The organism is Algibacter pacificus, from assembly GCF_008033385.1.
GTDB classification, from domain to species: Bacteria; Bacteroidota; Bacteroidia; order Flavobacteriales; family Flavobacteriaceae; genus Algibacter; species Algibacter pacificus.
Genome location: NZ_VOGY01000001.1, coordinates 465745 through 483104 on the forward strand (window position 1 = coordinate 465745; position 17360 = coordinate 483104).

Sequence of the window (17360 nt, forward strand, 5' to 3'; positions counted from 1 at the left end):
TACTTTAAAATAAGATGTCTATATGAAGTTCGCCTTTTTCGCCGTCAATGCCAGGTGTAAATTCTGTGGAAACTTCAGTACCTTTTATGATGTCTCCGCTTTCATTTTTTAGAATGAAATTCAATGTCCAATTTCCTGTCATGGTGTAATTAACAACGCCATGGTATAAGCCATCGGTTTCTTGTGTTAAATCTTCATTATTAGGCGAGGAATGATTTCCCATGGAAGGTTCTGGCATTCTCGGATCGATTAATAAGGTGTGCCCTTCAACTATGGAATAGGAATATTGCGATAGATCTGGAAAAGTTCCTGCCGGATTCGCTGGTTTATTGTATTTGTAAATACCAGCCACCAAATCGTTTTGAGCCACACTTGGACTTTGCGGTGCTACGAGAGCAATAAAATACTGTTCGTCGTCATGTCCCGTAAAGGCTGTCATGTTTAGGTTTAAATTGGTTTGCTCTTTCACCGTAATGGGGTGATTAACGGCATACAATTCACTGTTATCTTCAAAATCAACATATAATGTCCAATTTACAGTAGAATCGCTTTCGCTAGTAAATACAGAATATCCTAAGTAATAACCTTCTGTTTCATCATAATCTAAATGATAATCATGCGGACAAGAGGCTTTATTGCCATTGGCATCTGTAAATATGGGTAAAAAAGTAACATGAGCATCCTCCAAATTTTCATTGGTTGCCGTATTGGTTATTTTCAGATGAATTTCATTATAACCTTTATATAACGTTCCGTTAAGTGCTTCTATACTAATAGTATAATTATCAGTTGTTATAGAAGTGACTTCTTCAAACGTAATAAATTCGGTGGTTTCAACGTTTAATTCAGCTTCATAATCCGTTTTTTCTATGGTACAAGATGTTATTGCAACAAAAATTGCTATTACAATACAATGTAAAAGTTTCATTATTTATGGACTGTTTAATTAAAAAACATGGTAGTCCTAAGTGATTACTAAATAGTCTTTTTTATTTGAAAATAAGGTATATCAAGCGGGGCAAACAATTTTAAAAATTGCAAGCCAAACTACCACAGCGATGTATTAAGGAAACTGATAACCAAACGCGTTTTTAATGCTTTTAAATCATGCTAGAAAGCGTTATGCATGTAGACCTTATTGTGCGCTATTCAATTAATTTTAGTTAAAAAACATGCACAGCAAGAACGAGCTAAATATAATGATTTAGCCTAACACAGATTATGGATTACAGCGTTCCTTGTTTTATGAAGATATTAAACAAGCGGTGGGTGAAAAACGGAATTTGTATAATGATAGTTATAAATATGATTATACAACGAATTTATTTTTAACTGTTGTTCTTTAGGAAAAAACAACATATAGTCAATTTGAGTATTTTGAAAATAAACAATAGAATGTTCTATGGAAAATGATTGGTTTTTTTCATGGCCATTTTCAGAATTAGAAGCTTTGGTTAATTCTTTTTTTAAATGGCATTTTCCGTTACATTGTAGTTCGGGTTTATCTTTATTGACACAAAGTTCATTTTTGATATAATCGTAAAAAGCAGCATATTCCAAAAACGGAATGACAGGTTTTAAAAATAAGAATAAAGATAATATGAGTGCTGCTATTTTCACGGCGCAAATATCTTGATTTTTTTTTAATCTACCTAATATAAATTTTTGATAAAAACAATGACATTTGTTATCTCTTTATTCAAATATTAATCTTTAAAATAGTGAGTAGAAGTTTGACTAAAAGAAAAAGATTCGCAGTTGTTTAATAAACATCCACGAATCTTTTTTTTGTTTTAATTGAAGTTGACATGTTATTTAGGCAACGGACTAATAATTTTTACATTCTGGAATGCAATGGCTCCACGAACCACTCCAGAAATAACATCCTGTAAAGCTTCAATAATTTGCATTTTTAATTCACTTTTATGGTAAATTAAACTCACTTCACGAGCTGGTATTGGTTCGTTAAAATAATGTAAGTTTTCTTTTTCTTTATCGTTAATTTCCAAGGTGTGTAAATAGGGGAGTAGCGTCATGCCTAAACCTTCATTAGATAATCGAATTAAGGTTTCAATACTACCACTTTCTAATTGAAAGGTTTCTTCTGTTTGGTTCTTAAATGTTTTACATAAGTTAATAACGCCTTCTCTAAAACAGTGGCCATCTTCTAACAAGAGCATATCGTCAACTTCTAAATCGGCTACATCAATTTTTTTAGCACCATGTAATCTGTGGTTTTTAGGAATATAATTAACAAAAGGTTCAAAATAGAGTACGCGTTCCTTAATATTTTCATCCTCTAAAGGGGTAGCAGCAATCGCAGCATCTAAATGGCCATCCTTTATGCGTAGCATAATTTCTTCTGTAGTAAGCTCTTCTATTTTAAGTTTTACTTTGGGGTGTTTTTTTATAAAGTTTCTCAAAAACATAGGCAATAAAGTTGGCATCACTGTTGGAATAATACCTAGTTTAAATTCACCTCCAATAAACCCTTTTTGTTGATCTACAATATCTTGAATTCTGTACGATTCATTTACAATATTTCTCGCTTGCGTAACAATTTTTCGTCCAACATCGGTAAGTTCGATAGGCTTTTTGGTTCTATCGAAAATTAAAATATCGAGTTGGTCTTCTAATTTCTGAATTTGCATACTTAAAGTAGGCTGTGTAACAAAACATTTTTGAGCTGCTTTTGTAAAGTTTTGGTTTTCCGCAACAGCTAAAACATAAGATAATTGGGTGATCGTCATAGATATCAATTTTGACTATAAAAATATAACATCTATCAATAAAAATTATGAAAAAAAAGCTTTTTTATAGCTTAAATTTGTAGAGAACAAAAAAACACATTAAAATGGCTTTAAACGCAATAGGATTAGACACAGTAAAAACGCTAGATATAGCAAATGATTTAAACCATCTTTTAGCTAATTTTCAAATTTATTACCAAAATTTAAGAGGTATTCACTGGAATATTAAAGGAAAACGCTTTTTTGGTTTACACGAAAAATTTGAAGAATTATACACAGGAGCTAATGAGTCTGTAGACGAAATAGCAGAGCGTATTTTAACCTTAGGAGTAACGCCTTTACATACATTCGAGGATTATGCCGCTAAAGCTGAAGTGCCAGTAGGTAAAAACATTTCTCAAGATGATTTAGCCGTAAGATTGATAGTAGATTCTTTAGGACAACTATTAAAAATTGAACGTGGTATTCTTGATAAAGCTGGCGATGCTAGCGATGAAGGTACCGGTTCTATGATGAGCGATTTTATTACCGAACAAGAAAAAACAGTTTGGATGATGAAAGCTTGGTTGAATGAAACGGTGTAAAGTGTTATACAATATAATAGAAAATGGCCTGGTAGGTAATATAACTTATCAGGCTTTTTTTATTTTCTTTTTTTCTTATCCTCTCGATCTACAATAGTAATAGCCGCAATTAAATCGGTAACCTTTAGGTCTTCAAATTCCTCATCAACAATAAAAGGTGCCAATTTATCTTTGTTAAAGTTGTAAATTTTCCAACGTTTAAACTGGTATTCTAAAGCGGTAAAGTTTTCTACCCAATCCCCAGAATTTAAGTACATGGTTTGGCCATGTTTATTTTCAATATACTCCATTTTGGGTTGGTGTATATGCCCACAAACCACATAGTCGTAACCTTTTTCTATGGCCAGTTCCGAGATTACTTTTTCATAATCATTAATATATTTTACGGCGCCTTTAACACCATTTTTTACTTTTTTAGATAGCGAATAGCGCTCTTTACCACGCTTGTCTAAATACCAATTTACACCTCTATTTATTAGAGTTAATAAATCGTAACCATAACCGCCTAATTTAGCTAGCCATTTTGCGTTTTGGATAGAAACATCGAGTACATCGCCATGAAAAAACCAAGCTTTTTTGCCATCTAATTCTAAAACAGTCTTATTTACTATAGAAATATTTCCGATACTAGTATCACTAAATTTTCGAAGCATTTCATCGTGGTTTCCGGTAATGTAAATAACTTCCACGCCATTAGAGGCCATGGTCATTATTTTCTTAATCACTTTTAAATGCGATTTTGGGAAGTACCGTTTACTAAATTGCCAGATATCAATAATATCCCCATTTAGAATTAATTTTTTAGGTTCAATACTATTTAAATACGTCAGCAAATGTTTGGCATGACATCCATAAGTGCCTAAATGCACATCCGAAATTACGGCAATTTCTATTTTTCGTTTTATTTTCAATGGTAGAAGTGTTGGTCATGGTAAATTTGCGTTATTTAGCTCAAATTGGTATTACTTAAAGTTTACTATATAATTAACTAATTATAAGGGCATTGTTAATTTAGTGTTACATCATTTGGTCTTTGTTTAAAAAAGAGAAATAAAAATAAAATGGCATGACAACTAAGTCTTGCTAAATTATTCGGATATCTTTTAAAACAAAAAACAGGCTACCTGGTATCTTAAATGCTGCTATTTCCTGTTAAACTGTCTGTTTCAAAGACAATTTTATGCAACTAAATTCGTCAAATTCACAGCTAAAGTTTATTTTAGCAAAAAAATAAAATCATGGCAGGTAATACCTTTGGAAAACTATTTACTTTAGCAACTTATGGCGAATCGCATGGCCCCGCATTGGGTGGTGTTATAGATGGCTGTCCATCAGGGATTAAGTTAGATTTAGACGAAATTCAAAACGAATTAAACCGAAGAAAACCAGGGCAATCGGCTATCGTTACCCAACGTAAAGAACCCGATACGGTAAAATTTCATTCTGGAATTTTCGAAGGCGTAACCACCGGAACTTCCATTGGTTTTGTTATAGAAAATACCAATCAAAAATCGCACGATTACAGTCATATTAAAGACAGTTACCGTCCAAGTCATGCCGATTATACATACGATAAAAAATATGGCGTTCGCGATTATCGTGGTGGTGGGCGTAGCTCGGCACGCGAAACCGCATGTCGTGTGGTTGCTGGTGCCATAGCCAAGCAAATGCTAAAAGGTATCGAAATTACTGCCTATGTTTCTGGCGTTGGTACCATTAAATTAGATAAACCCTATAACGAGTTAGACCTTAATTTAGTAGAATCTAACATCGTGCGTTGTCCAGACCAAGACATGGCAGCCAAAATGGAAACTTACATTAAAGAAGTGCGCGGAAAAGGCGATACCGTTGGTGGTATTGTAAGCTGTGTAATTAAAAATGTACCCGTTGGTTTAGGCGAGCCGGTGTTCGATAAATTACACGCCGAACTCGGTAAAGCCATGCTATCCATTAATGCCGTAAAAGGTTTCGAGTATGGTAGCGGATTCCACGGCAGCACCATGTACGGCAGCGATCATAACGATGCTTTTAATAGCGATGGTACCACAAAAACAAACTATTCCGGGGGTATTCAAGGCGGTATAAGTAACGGTATGGATATCTATTTCAGCGTGGCATTTAAACCCGTAGCCACGCTTATTCAAAAATACCAAACCATCGATAAAGATGGTAATTTTGTAGAAATGCAAGGTAAAGGCCGTCACGATCCCTGTGTTGTGCCACGTGCCGTACCCATTGTAGAAGCCATGGCAGCACTTGTTATCGCAGATTTTCAACTTATAAATAAGCTTTACAACTAAAATCTTTTTTAGGAGCTATTTCCCGCTTTCAGCTATATCTTTTTATATGCAGCATGGCGGCTGTATGTCAAAAAAGATATAGCCTCATCAGCGTACATTTAGTATTTACCCCCTTTAAGTTAAGCACATAAAAAGGATGCCGCTTCAATCGGGGCTAAGCTATCAGCCAAATTATCGATGTTCATTAGGCGGTTTTCATCTCTAGCATCAGGCCGTTATCTTTATAGAAAAATACGTATAATCCATTTTTCATTCCTTTATTATTTAAAAATATTGCAATTTGTAATTAAAAATTCAATAAAACTTCATTTTTTTACAGTAAACTCATAGCAAATCTGCTTTTTTTCATACCAAAAATACTTATATTGTGTCAAATTTTTAAACACCTAAAAAGTAGCCCTTAAAGTCTATGAAGAAATTAGCAATGCATTGGAAGATTATTATAGGAATGATTCTAGGAATCATTTTTGGTTTTATTATGAATAGCATCGATGGCGGACGTGAATTTGTTGGCGATTGGGTTGCGCCTTTCGGAAAAATATTCATTAATCTTCTAAAATTAATTGCTGTTCCTTTAATACTCGCTTCCTTAATAAAAGGCGTTACCGATTTAAAAGATATCTCCAAAATAAAAAACATGGGCTTGCGTACCATAGGTATTTATGTGGCAACTACACTTGTTGCCATTGTTATTGGTTTAAGCATTGTTAATATTGTAAAGCCTGGCGTTGGGATGCCCGAGGAAACTATAGAAAAAATTAAATTGCGCTATGCCAACGATGCTGGTGTTGCCGACAAATTAATGAAAGCTTCCGCCCAAAAAGATGCTGGACCACTGCAATCTTTAGTCGATATTTTTCCAAGTAATATATTCCAATCCTTTGTTGAAGCCTCCATGTTACAGGTTATCTTTTTCGCTCTTTTTGTGGGAATCTGTTTGCTGTTAATTGGTGAAAAAAAAGCAAAACCGTTAGTAGATTTTTTCGATTCTTTAAACGAAGTTGTTATGAAAATGGTCGATTTAATCATGCTTTTTGCTCCCTATGCCGTGTTTGCTTTATTAGCCAATGTTATTATAGCTTTCGATGATACCGAAATTTTAATAAAGTTATTATACTACGCTTTTTGTGTGGTTGGCGGATTAATTTTAATGATTGGGTTCTACCTACTTTTAGTAAGTGTGTACACCAAAAAATCGCCATTATGGTTTTTAAAACAAATTAGCCCGGCACAATTATTAGCCTTTTCTACCAGTAGTTCTGCTGCAACTTTACCCGTAACTATGGAACGTGTGGAGGAGCATTTGGGGGTAGATGGCGAGGTAGCAGGCTTTGTATTACCCGTTGGAGCAACCGTAAATATGGATGGTACTAGTTTGTATCAAGGTATTGCGGCGGTGTTTATTATGCAGGTTATTTGGCCAGAAGGTTTAACTTTTACTAACCAGTTGGTTATTGTGGCCACAGCTTTATTAGCCTCTATTGGGAGTGCTGCTGTGCCTAGTGCGGGTATGGTTATGCTTGTTATTGTATTGGAATCTATTGGGTTTCCTGCCGAATTATTACCGATTGGTTTAGCCTTAATTTTTGCGGTAGATAGACCCTTGGATATGTGCAGAACCGTTGTAAACGTTACAGGAGATGCTACCGTGTCTATGATGGTTGCAAAATCTTTAGGCAAATTACACGATAATCCACAAGCTAAAGAATGGGATGATAATTACGAGGACGTGAAATAAACCCTAGAATTATGACTACTATGAAAGCGAACCTATCCATTAACGAACCCATAGTTTCTGTGGACTGGCTTAACACAAACAAAAATGCCGAAAACCTTATCATTTTAGACGGGACTATAAACAAGGTGTTTGATGCCAGTTTAAAACAAATCCCTAACACTAGACTTTTTGATATTAAAAAGAAGTTTAGTGATGTGTCCAATCCGTTTCCAAGTGCATTTCCATCGGAAGCACAATTTCAAAAAGAAGCTCAAAATTTAGGCATTAATAAAGATAGCGCTATTGTGGTTTACGATGATAAAGGAATTTATTCCAGTGCCCGCGTGTGGTGGTTATTTAAAGCCTTTGGGTATACCAACGTCGCGGTTTTAAACGGCGGATTTCCAGCTTGGCTAAAAGCCGAATTGCCAACCGAAACCATGACGAACTACAACGGCGAAAAAGGTGATTTTACAGCTCAATTGAAGCCGGAATTTATGCAGTTTTTTGAGGATGTAAAACAAGCGTCCAAAAACAAAACCCATACCATTATAGATGCACGCTCGGCAGGTCGTTTTAATTGTACGGTGCCAGAACCACGCGAAGGTTTGCGTATGGGCACTATTCCAAACTCGGTAAATTTACCGTTTACAGATTTATTAGTCGATGGGGTTTTAAAACCAAAAGCCACTTTAGAAACTGCATTTTCAACCTTAGCCCAAAAAGAAGATCCTATTATTTTTTCTTGCGGCTCCGGTTTAACCGCCTGCGTTTTAGCTTTAGCTGCCCATATTGCCGGATACAAAAAGCTCTCGGTTTATGATGGCTCTTGGACCGAGTGGGGGAGTTTAGTGGAGGCTTAAAATAATAAAAACTCCTATATTTTATTTGTATTTTTATATCTTTTTGTAAGAAAGTGATTATATTCGTTGGGTAGATTAAAATTTCTATTCCCTTGGGAGGGTAGTATACTAAAAAACACTGTTATCTCCGCCTTTTGGTAGTGGTATAGGCTTTTAATCATTTATATTAATAAGTTAGGGGCAAGCTGACCAACGCATACAAAACACCGTAAATGAAAGCAACTTTTTTAGGACACGGACTTGATTCGGGAGACAAAAATAATGTCGGAAAGCAAATCGTGGCATCTTTAGAAAGTAAAGACTATAAAACTTTCAATGGTTTTGTTGCTTTTGCTTCTATTTCAGGTGTTAAAATGCTTCAACCTTTTCTTAAAAAAGCTAAATCTAAATATGACCATATCCGATTTTACATTGGAGTTGATAACAGAGGTACATCAAAAGAAGCATTAGAATCTTTACTCAATCAAAATATCGATACTTACATATATTACGACAAAAGGAACTACGTAACTTATCATCCAAAATTATTCATATTTGAAGGAACAACATTTACAAGAGTAATAATTGGTTCATCAAACTTAACCAGTTCTGGATTAAAATCGAATTTGGAAGCTTCTATTCAACTTGACTTCCGAACTAAAACCGACAAACAAGGAATAAATTTAATCAATGAAATTAAAGATTACTATTCCGATTTGCTGGACTTATCTTCATCAAAACTTGAACTACTTACGCAAGAATTGTTGCAAAAATTAATAAAGAACAATTTACTTTTTAACCAATTTGGGGAAAAAGGAAAAATTAAAGAACCAAAGAATAACGATGGCGAAAATCCAAACGAAAAACAAACAGATATAGAAATTACTGATTTTGATATTGAAGATGGATTTGAACAGAAACATACAACAACAACCAATAGAGATAATTGGAAAAGTTTCGGGAAAAACGACTATGAAAAATTCGATACGCTAATTGAAAGATATATCGTTTATAAGCGAACCGAAAGACCATCTGGAATGGTAAGTAAACATACTGATGATAGAGAATTATTTTATTGGTATCAAAAAATGCACGCTTTATATAATCAAGGAGCAAAATCGTTACCTTTTGAAATATTCGAAAGATTATTGGAAGCTGACTTCCCATTTGACGGAATTGGAAGGGAACGCAAACGTTTAAATAAATGGAATCAGGATTTTAAGAAGATAGTAGATTATAAAAATAAAGTTGACCCAAAAAGTGAATACACTTACGTTCCTCAATTTAAAGATAAAACCAATAAATACTATAAAATAGGCAGATGGTGTGCTGACCAAAAACAACGAAGAAAAGGCAATAGAAATTATGGTGCTGTTTGGACAGAATTTGAGGAAGAAAAAATGGAATCAATTAATTTTCTTTGGGATACTTCAAGTGTTGGTAGTAGACCAAAAGATGATATTTGGTCAGATAGTTTGGTTGAATTAGAAAATTATTATAATAAGAAAAAGAATTATAAAAGTGTTCCTTCCCAAACCACTTATATTGGTCATTGGTTAAGTGACCAAATGTCAATGAAAACCAAACAAGATAGAGAAGGAATGACTGATTTAATTAGTCCAATTAGAATTGAATTACTTGGAGACTTACTTGCAAAAAACGGTGTTGAATGGGAATGGAGAAAACAAAAAGAACGTGAGGGAATTGAAAGTAAATTAGAAAGTTGGAGGATAGTGGAAACGCTAAAAAAAGAAGGAAAAACTAAAGAGTTTAGAGAAAAGAATCCTAAACTATTAAAAAAATATCGTGACGATGTTGCACAATTAAAAAGTCATATTAAACGATGGAATAACGAACGAAATGAATGGAAATATGAATTACTTGATATAGCGGAATTTCCTTATGAAAAACAATAAAAGCCAGCCCCTAACACCGTATATAATTTATTGCTTGGTTCTCGCCTACTTACGAAAATCCTCGCGGATTTTCTATTCGGTTTTTATTTGCTAAATTAGGTGCTGAAACACGCAACAAAATCATACACATCAACGTTCTCTACAAGTTAAAACAATAATGAAACAAACGATTTTAATTATACTATCACTTCTTTGGATAAGCTGTTATTCTCAAACAAAAAAGAAATTCAATTTAGATTTTGAAGAATACAATGAGAACAATGAACTTCCCAAAGGTTGGTTTAAGTGGGGGGATTACGAAGTAGAAGTCGATACAGTTCATGCGAAACTAGGAAAGGCCTCAGGGAAAATTATTTCTAAAAAAACGCATAACTCCTTTGGAGGTATAGCATATTCAATTCCCGCTAATTATGAAGGAAAGTCTATTCGTTTAGAGGGTTTTATGAAAATTGAAAATATCCAAAATGGTTTTAGTGGATTATTGCTTAGAATAGATGATAAAAATAATCAAGTATTGGCATTTGAAAATATGCAAAGCCAAAAAATTCATGGTACTAAAGACTGGCAGAAATACTCCATTTCATTACCATACCCTAAGAGTGCTGAAACAATTTTTGTTGCAGGACTAATTACAGGTTCTGGAGAAGCATGGTTTGATAACTTTGTTTTAACAATAGATGGAAAGGATATTCAAACACTTAAAGAAAAAGAGAAACCCATTTTTAATGCAAACTTAGATAAAGAATTTGATTTGGGGTCTAAGATTGAATTTCCAGAACTTAACAACAACATAATTGTAAACTTAGATTTATTGGGGAAAGTATGGGGTTTTTTAAAATATCACCATCCAGAAATTGCAAAGGGAAATTATAATTGGGATTACGAATTGTTTCGTTTTCTTCCGATATATTTAGAGGGTAAAACTACCCTAGAGAGGGATAATTTACTTTTAGAATGGATAAAAAAAATAGGAGTTATTGAGAAATGTTTACAATGCGAAAGTACAGATGAAGAAGCTTTCATAAAACCTGATATGTCTTGGTTTGATAGTTTCAACATAAGTTTGAAATTAAAAAATGAGTTAAAAAATATTTATCAAAATAGAAGACAAGGTGAATCCTTCTATATTGGCTATAATAATTCCAATCGTTTAGCTTTTTTAAATGAAAACAGGTACATAATGATGTCTTATCCAGATAAAGGCTTTAGGTTGTTAGGTCTTTACAGGTATTGGAATATGATTCATTATTTTTTCCCATATAAATATTTAATAGACAAAAACTGGAATGATATTTTAAGAGAGTATATACCCAAGATTATAAATGCTAAAAATGAATTAGAGTATGAATTAACTTTTATTCGATTAATGGGAGATATAAACGACACCCATGTGTCTTATTCAATCGGCTTTAATAAAGTTAATGATAAAAGAGGAGTTTTTTTTCCATCTTTTCGAGTTAAGTTTATTGAGGATAAATTAGTAGTTACAGACCATTACAACCCTGAATTAAAGAATGCATCTAAAGTTGAATCTGGAGATATAATCACATCTATTAATAAAAAATCTGTCGAATCAATATTAGATAGCATAAAACCATATTACCCAGCTTCTAACGAAACAACGAGATTAAGGGATATTTCTCGAGATATTTTGCGCTCACCAAAAAAAGAAATTACGATAGAATTTATTTCAGCAGGTAAAAAAGAAGAACATTCAATACCTCTATATAAAAAAGATAGTTTAAATATGTATTGGCATAATTGGGAGGGAAAATCTTATAAATTTTTAAAAAATGATGTTGGGTATGTAACTTTAAAGTTTATTAAAAAAGAAGATATTCCGATTATTAAAGAAACTTTCAAAAACACAAAAGGAATTATTATTGACATAAGAAACTATCCTTCAACATTTGTTCCATTTTTGTTAGGCTCTTATTTTGTGTCAGATAACACGCCTTTTGTCAAATTCTCAACTGGAAATATTAATAACCCTGGCGAATTCATTTTTAAAAATGGCGATGAGATTCCTAAACCAACAAAAACATATAAAGGGAAATTAGTTGTTTTAGTTAATGAATTTTCGCAAAGTCAATCTGAATTTACCGCCATGGCATTTAGAGCAGGAAACAATACAACTATCATTGGTAGCACCACAGCTGGAGCAGATGGTAATGTTATGACAATATTATTACCAGGGGGATTAAGAACTCGTTTCTCTGGAATGGGAGTTTATTACCCTGATGGAACTGAAACTCAAAGAGTAGGTATAGTTCCAGATATTGAAATTAAACCTACTGTTAAAGGGGTAAAAGAAGGTAAAGATGAATTATTAGAAAAAGCGATTGAAATAATAAATGAATAAAAACCTGTAGAGAACAACGTCTAAAATTAATTGCTAGTTCAAGCCTACTTACGAAAATCCTCTTGGATTTTCTGTTCGGTTTTTATTTGCTAACTTTAGTGCTTAATCACGCAAGGAAATCCTAGAAAACCGTTGTGGAGCATAAAACAAAATATAAAAAATATTTGGAGTTTAATATTATAAATTAATTTTAAAAACTAAAACTATAAATTAGAATATGGAGAAAACAGAATTACCAAATGGAAAATTAATATATGTATTGGCAATATTGAGTTGCACATTATTTTGCTTTGGAGGAATTACTATTTTATTTGCACTTAGTTCATATTTACTCGCCAGAAAATCTGAAAAAATATATGAACAAAACCCAAGTGCATATTCTAATATTAAGAAAATAAAAAAGAGTAAGATTATTGCTGTTATCGGCTTAATACTAAATTTAATAATAGTTGGAATTACCATCTGGACATTGGCAACAATAGGGTGGGATGCTTGGTCTGATGAGTTCATTAGAAGATGGAACGAAGGATTACAAAACAATAGCCGATAAAAAAAACGTTGCACAATACAGTATAAAAATAATCGCTATTTTATGCTTAAGCAAAGCTAATTGCAAGTTTGCTTGCGTTTGATTTTTCTGAGGAAAATTCTCGCTCACAAACACGCAACTTTATATTATTGCCGTATTGAAAGACTTTACTTTGTAGTTAAAATTTCATAGTTGTTTTTATATTAAAAACACGCGGTGTTAAATAATTTGGAATGGCGTATTGACGTTTACTATACGCATCGCGCACCCAAGTGTTGGTTATCGAGTTTTGTGCATCGAATATGTTATATATTTCAAAACCAAAAGAAAGTGCTTTAAATGGTTTTTTCCAACCGGAATCAAATTGTTTTTTATCGTCTACAATTACAAATTGTAGTCCTAAATCGGCACGTTTATAATCTGGTAATCTGTTTTGGTAGTCATAAGCATCGGCATAACTAGGCGATCCCCCTGGTAAACCGGTGTTGTAAACCAAGTTTAAATACATTTTTAGGTTTGGTACATTGGGCACGTAATCTTGAAACAATGCCGCAAATTTTAAACGCTGATCTGTTGGGCGCGCAATATAGCCACGATTATCAATGTTTTCTTCATTTTTTAAATACCCAAAACTAAACCAAGATTCTGTTCCCGGCACAAATTCGCCATTAAGGCGCATATCTAAACCGTAAGCGTAAGCTTTTGCATTATTATTAGCAGCGTAGCGAATACGTACATTTTCTAGGGTATACGGATTAACATCGGTAATACCTTTATAATAAAGTTCGGTAGTTAGTTTAAATGGACGCTCCCACATTTTAAAACTATAATCGTTTCCTAAAACTAAATGAAGTGATTTTTGCGCTTTAACATCAGGTTGAATGGTTCCAGAAGCATCACGTAATTCACGATAAAAAGGCGGCTGGTAATATAAACCTGTTGCGACTCTAAACAGCATATCTTTTTCCCAATTTGGTTTTATGGTGAATTGTGCACGCGGACTAAACACCACTTGATTTGTGTTTGAAACGCCATCGCCTGAAACAGACCAACTATGCATTCTAGCACCAGCATTATACCAAACATCACTAGTACCAATCATAGAACGTTTGCTCCATTGAGCATAAGCTTGGAAACGGTTAATTTGAGTATTATTAGTAGATCGAACGTTTTGATACGGGGTTAATGGTCCAGTAAAAGGTTCATAAGGCTGATCGTTGATTATAGATTTTTCTGGTCTTATTGAAAATCTTGCCGAATCGATAACTTCCCATTCCACCAAGCGGTCTCTAATATCTTCATGGGTATATTTAACCGACCATTCGATGCGGTTGTCATCAATTTTTAAATCGCCTTTATGTTCAATATTAGTTATCATGGCGTCTAAATCATTTCTACCATGATTTAATTGACTTCCAACGCCTTCGCTAAATTCTACTTCACCTAAATTTTCGTCTCCAATATTACTATTAACTTCACCTAAACGGTATTGGGCTAAAATATCGAAATATTCTTCTTCTGTAGTGTGGTAAGTAGATGCAATGAGCTTTAAAGTTAAATCGTTGTTTACAAAGTACGTACCTTTAAAGGCACCAAAATAAGTTTGGTACTCGTCTTTTTCTTGACCTTCATAAAATATTAAAAGCGCCATAGGGTCGGTGAGTGTGCCAAAATTGGTTTGCCTTGTTTGGGGCTCAAAGTTGTATTTGTTAATGGAAGCATTTCCTAAAAAGCTCAACTGAAATTTATCGGTAAACTTATAAGTGAAAAAGGCTTGGGCATCGGCAAATGTAGGTTTTACGTTGGTTTCGGTTTCTTTGGCATCTACCAACAAGCTATTATCGCGATAGCGCAAACCAACAATACTAGTAAATTTAGAATCTTTACTGATATTTTCTACGGAAAGACTCCCGCCAAGTAAACTTACATCGGCGTTAATTTCAAATTGATATGGTGTTTTGTAAGTGATATCTAAAACAGACGATAATTTATCGCCATATTTAGCTTGAAATCCACCTGCGGAAAAATCGACGTTTTGAACCAAATTAGAGTTTACAAAACTTAAACCTTCCTGCTGTCCGGAACGAATTAAAAACGGACGATAGACTTCAATATCATTTACATAGACTAAGTTTTCATCGTAATTTCCACCACGAACCGAGTATTGTGTGCTTAGTTCGTTATTATTACTAACGCCAGGTAAAGTCATTAATAAATTTTCTACCCCAGCATTGGCACCGGGGATTTTTCGGATAGTTTCGGGGGTTAAAGTGATAATACCTTCAACTTCTTTTCTTCGGTTATTGGTCACTATAACGGCTGCTATTTGTTCAATAGAAGTGCTCATTACAGGGTTGAATTCATAAATCTCTCCATTTTTTAAGTTGAAAGCACTCTCGATTTTTTTAAATGAAAGGTGTGTAAATTCAACTAAAACATCTTTATTCGCGTTTATGGTTAAACTAAAAAAACCATTGGCATTACTAACGGTTCCCTGTGTATCAGATTTAATGTTAACTTGTTCTATGGGTAAATTATTTTCATCTAAAATAACACCTTTTATGGTTGCTGTTTGAGCAAAACCAAAATAGAGACTGAATAAAAATAAATTGAAAAGTATAAATTTTGTTTTCAAACGGTTGAAGGATTAGTTAGCATTACTTTCTGTAAAATAACGCTTCAAAAGTAGAATTATTTCCAACATTATCGGTAACAATGACTTTTAAATTGTTGTTTATATCTGTAAAATCGCCATCATTAAAATCGTAAGTTAAAGTATTTGTTTTGTATTCGTACTCCATTAAAATAAATTTCCCATTTATAGTGGCTCGATAATTAGAAATTCCCGAAAGATTGTCGCTTATTTTAATTTTTAAATACCTAAAATTACTTAACCATTGTTTGTTTTTAAAATTTGCCGCTTTAATAGTTGGCGGCGTATTATCTGTGGCTAGAGCGTATTTGCCTAAATATTTGGTACTGGTTATTAAGGTGTCGCCTTTTCTTTCAGTGGTTGAATACACGGGATAGTTTTTACGTCCAACTAAGCGTGCAATAAATAATTTGGATTTATCAGTTTCATTATAGTTGCTAATATCAAAAGAAATATTGAAGTTTTTTTGAGTGGGAATTGTATTATCATGAAGAAATAAAGTGTCGTTTTCTACTTCAAAATTCATGTAAAAATCTTTATAGAAGGTGTCTTTATAAAAATTCACTCTAATTTTTCCTTCTTTTAAATTAGTAACTTGCTTGTTATTTATAAAATAGGGTGTTATTTTTTCTTCTTTAATTTTCGCATCGGTATTTTTAGAACCTCTTATGTTAAGGGTAATCCAGGTGTCGTTATTTTTAAAATCGGAAACACGAATTTTATAAACGGAATTGGTACTATCTTTTATATTTAAAACACCATTGTTGATTATAGGTTTAAGTAAACTTAAAGGATTGTTTTGTTTAAATAAAAGCTGGATACGTTCTTTTTTAGTTATATAATGTTCGTAATCTATTAAAGCATTGATGTGTTTTGTTTCATCGAAAGAAAATTCTTTAAAATCGATTTCAAAATTTGGCGCTCCATTAATTAGGGTTTCAATATGGTAAACGCCGTTAGAATTTCCGGCCAAATCTTGTCGGTCAATGGTTTTAACTCCAAAGCCAATATTACCAACGGCATCAATTGTTTTGGTTACAAAATTGCCGTTCTTTAAGGGAATAAGATTTATTTTTTGTTTGGTATTTTTCTTATTAATAAAAGAATTTTTATCTAAAGGATAAGCGTAAAGCCCTTGTATTATAGGTGCTTTGGTGTCTAAAATATCAATACCAAAAAGCATGGGATTTAAAGGATGCTCTTCTTTATTTCTAATTTCAAAATGAAGATGGGGGCCGCCAGAACTGCCTGTGTTTCCGCTATAAGCTACGGTGTTTCCTTGGATTACCGGTAGTTCTTCTGGGGTGGGGAATAGTTCAATTTCATAGCTTTCAGCTTCGTATTGTTTCTTTTTTACATAAGCTTCAATCTCGGGTGCAAATTTTTGTAAATGCGCATAAACTGTGGTGTAACCATTTGGATGTGTAATGTAAAGCGCTTTTCCGTAACCGTAATGTGCAATTTTAATACGACTTACAAATCCGCTTGCCGAAGCTTTTACTTTTAAGCCTGTTCGTTGCTTTGTTTTAAGGTCCATTCCGGAGTGAAAATGGTTAGAGCGTAATTCGGCAAAAGTACCAGCCAAAACTAAAGTAACGTCTAAAGGGCTTTTAAAATAATCTTGCGGATAGTTGTTTTGAGCCTTTAAAAAAAAAGAACAAAACAAAAGTAGGTAAAGTGTAAATTTCATAAAATAATTATAACTGC

General features: G+C 33.3%; 13 protein-coding genes. 7 read left to right on the top strand and 6 right to left on the bottom strand.

All coding sequences use genetic code 11. The features are described from left to right. Window positions 1-4 precede the first annotated feature (4 nt). From FQU21_RS02435 to FQU21_RS02445, 3 genes are all read right to left on the bottom strand, one after another. Window positions 5-928, bottom strand: coding sequence for a hypothetical protein (locus FQU21_RS02435; protein WP_147676436.1), 924 nt, complete (start codon window positions 926-928; stop codon window positions 5-7). A 326-nt stretch (window positions 929-1254) separates the two neighbouring features. Next, on the bottom strand, window positions 1255-1620 hold the full coding sequence (locus tag FQU21_RS02440) for a hypothetical protein (RefSeq protein WP_147676437.1): 366 nt from the start codon (window positions 1618-1620) through the stop codon (window positions 1255-1257). 191 nt (window positions 1621-1811) lie between these two features. After that, a complete protein-coding gene (locus FQU21_RS02445; protein ID WP_147676438.1) occupies window positions 1812-2750 on the bottom strand; it encodes a hydrogen peroxide-inducible genes activator in 939 nt (312 codons plus the stop codon). Window positions 2751-2854: 104 nt separating this feature from the next. Between FQU21_RS02445 and FQU21_RS02450 the strand changes: the two genes are divergently transcribed. Further along, window positions 2855-3334, top strand: a complete 480-nt coding sequence (locus FQU21_RS02450; protein WP_147676439.1) for a Dps family protein — start codon at window positions 2855-2857, stop codon at window positions 3332-3334. Window positions 3335-3393: 59 nt separating this feature from the next. Here the strand turns inward: FQU21_RS02450 and FQU21_RS02455 are convergent, their stop codons facing one another. After that, window positions 3394-4245 carry a UDP-2,3-diacylglucosamine diphosphatase gene (locus tag FQU21_RS02455; protein WP_147676440.1) on the bottom strand — a complete coding sequence of 284 codons (852 nt, stop codon included), beginning with the start codon at window positions 4243-4245 and terminating at the stop codon, window positions 3394-3396. A gap of 327 nt (window positions 4246-4572) precedes the next feature. On the opposite strand from FQU21_RS02455, the gene aroC reads away from it, so the two are divergent. From aroC to FQU21_RS02485, 6 genes are all read left to right on the top strand, one after another. Next, window positions 4573-5634, top strand: a complete 1062-nt coding sequence (gene aroC / locus FQU21_RS02460; RefSeq protein WP_147676441.1) for a chorismate synthase — start codon at window positions 4573-4575, stop codon at window positions 5632-5634. A 409-nt stretch (window positions 5635-6043) separates the two neighbouring features. Beyond that, complete coding sequence (locus tag FQU21_RS02465; RefSeq protein WP_147676442.1) at window positions 6044-7372, top strand: dicarboxylate/amino acid:cation symporter; 1329 nt, start codon at window positions 6044-6046, stop codon at window positions 7370-7372. Between the two features lie 11 nt (window positions 7373-7383). Then, a complete protein-coding gene (locus FQU21_RS02470; protein ID WP_246124724.1) occupies window positions 7384-8214 on the top strand; it encodes a sulfurtransferase in 831 nt (276 codons plus the stop codon). A 212-nt stretch (window positions 8215-8426) separates the two neighbouring features. Next, window positions 8427-10109 carry a phospholipase D family protein gene (locus FQU21_RS02475; protein WP_147676443.1) on the top strand — a complete coding sequence of 561 codons (1683 nt, stop codon included), beginning with the start codon at window positions 8427-8429 and terminating at the stop codon, window positions 10107-10109. 157 nt (window positions 10110-10266) lie between these two features. After that, on the top strand, window positions 10267-12471 hold the full coding sequence (locus tag FQU21_RS02480; RefSeq protein WP_147676444.1) for a S41 family peptidase: 2205 nt from the start codon (window positions 10267-10269) through the stop codon (window positions 12469-12471). A gap of 217 nt (window positions 12472-12688) precedes the next feature. Continuing rightward, a complete protein-coding gene (locus FQU21_RS02485; RefSeq protein ID WP_147676445.1) occupies window positions 12689-13021 on the top strand; it encodes a CCC motif membrane protein in 333 nt (110 codons plus the stop codon). Between the two features lie 157 nt (window positions 13022-13178). On the opposite strand, the gene FQU21_RS02490 is transcribed toward FQU21_RS02485, so the two are convergent. Further along, the gene (locus FQU21_RS02490; protein ID WP_147676446.1) at window positions 13179-15635 is read right to left on the bottom strand and encodes a TonB-dependent receptor; all 2457 of its coding nucleotides are present in this window, start codon (window positions 15633-15635) and stop codon (window positions 13179-13181) included. Between the two features lie 22 nt (window positions 15636-15657). Beyond that, complete coding sequence (locus tag FQU21_RS02495; RefSeq protein WP_147676447.1) at window positions 15658-17343, bottom strand: M23 family metallopeptidase; 1686 nt, start codon at window positions 17341-17343, stop codon at window positions 15658-15660. Between the last annotated feature and the right edge of the window lie 17 nt (window positions 17344-17360).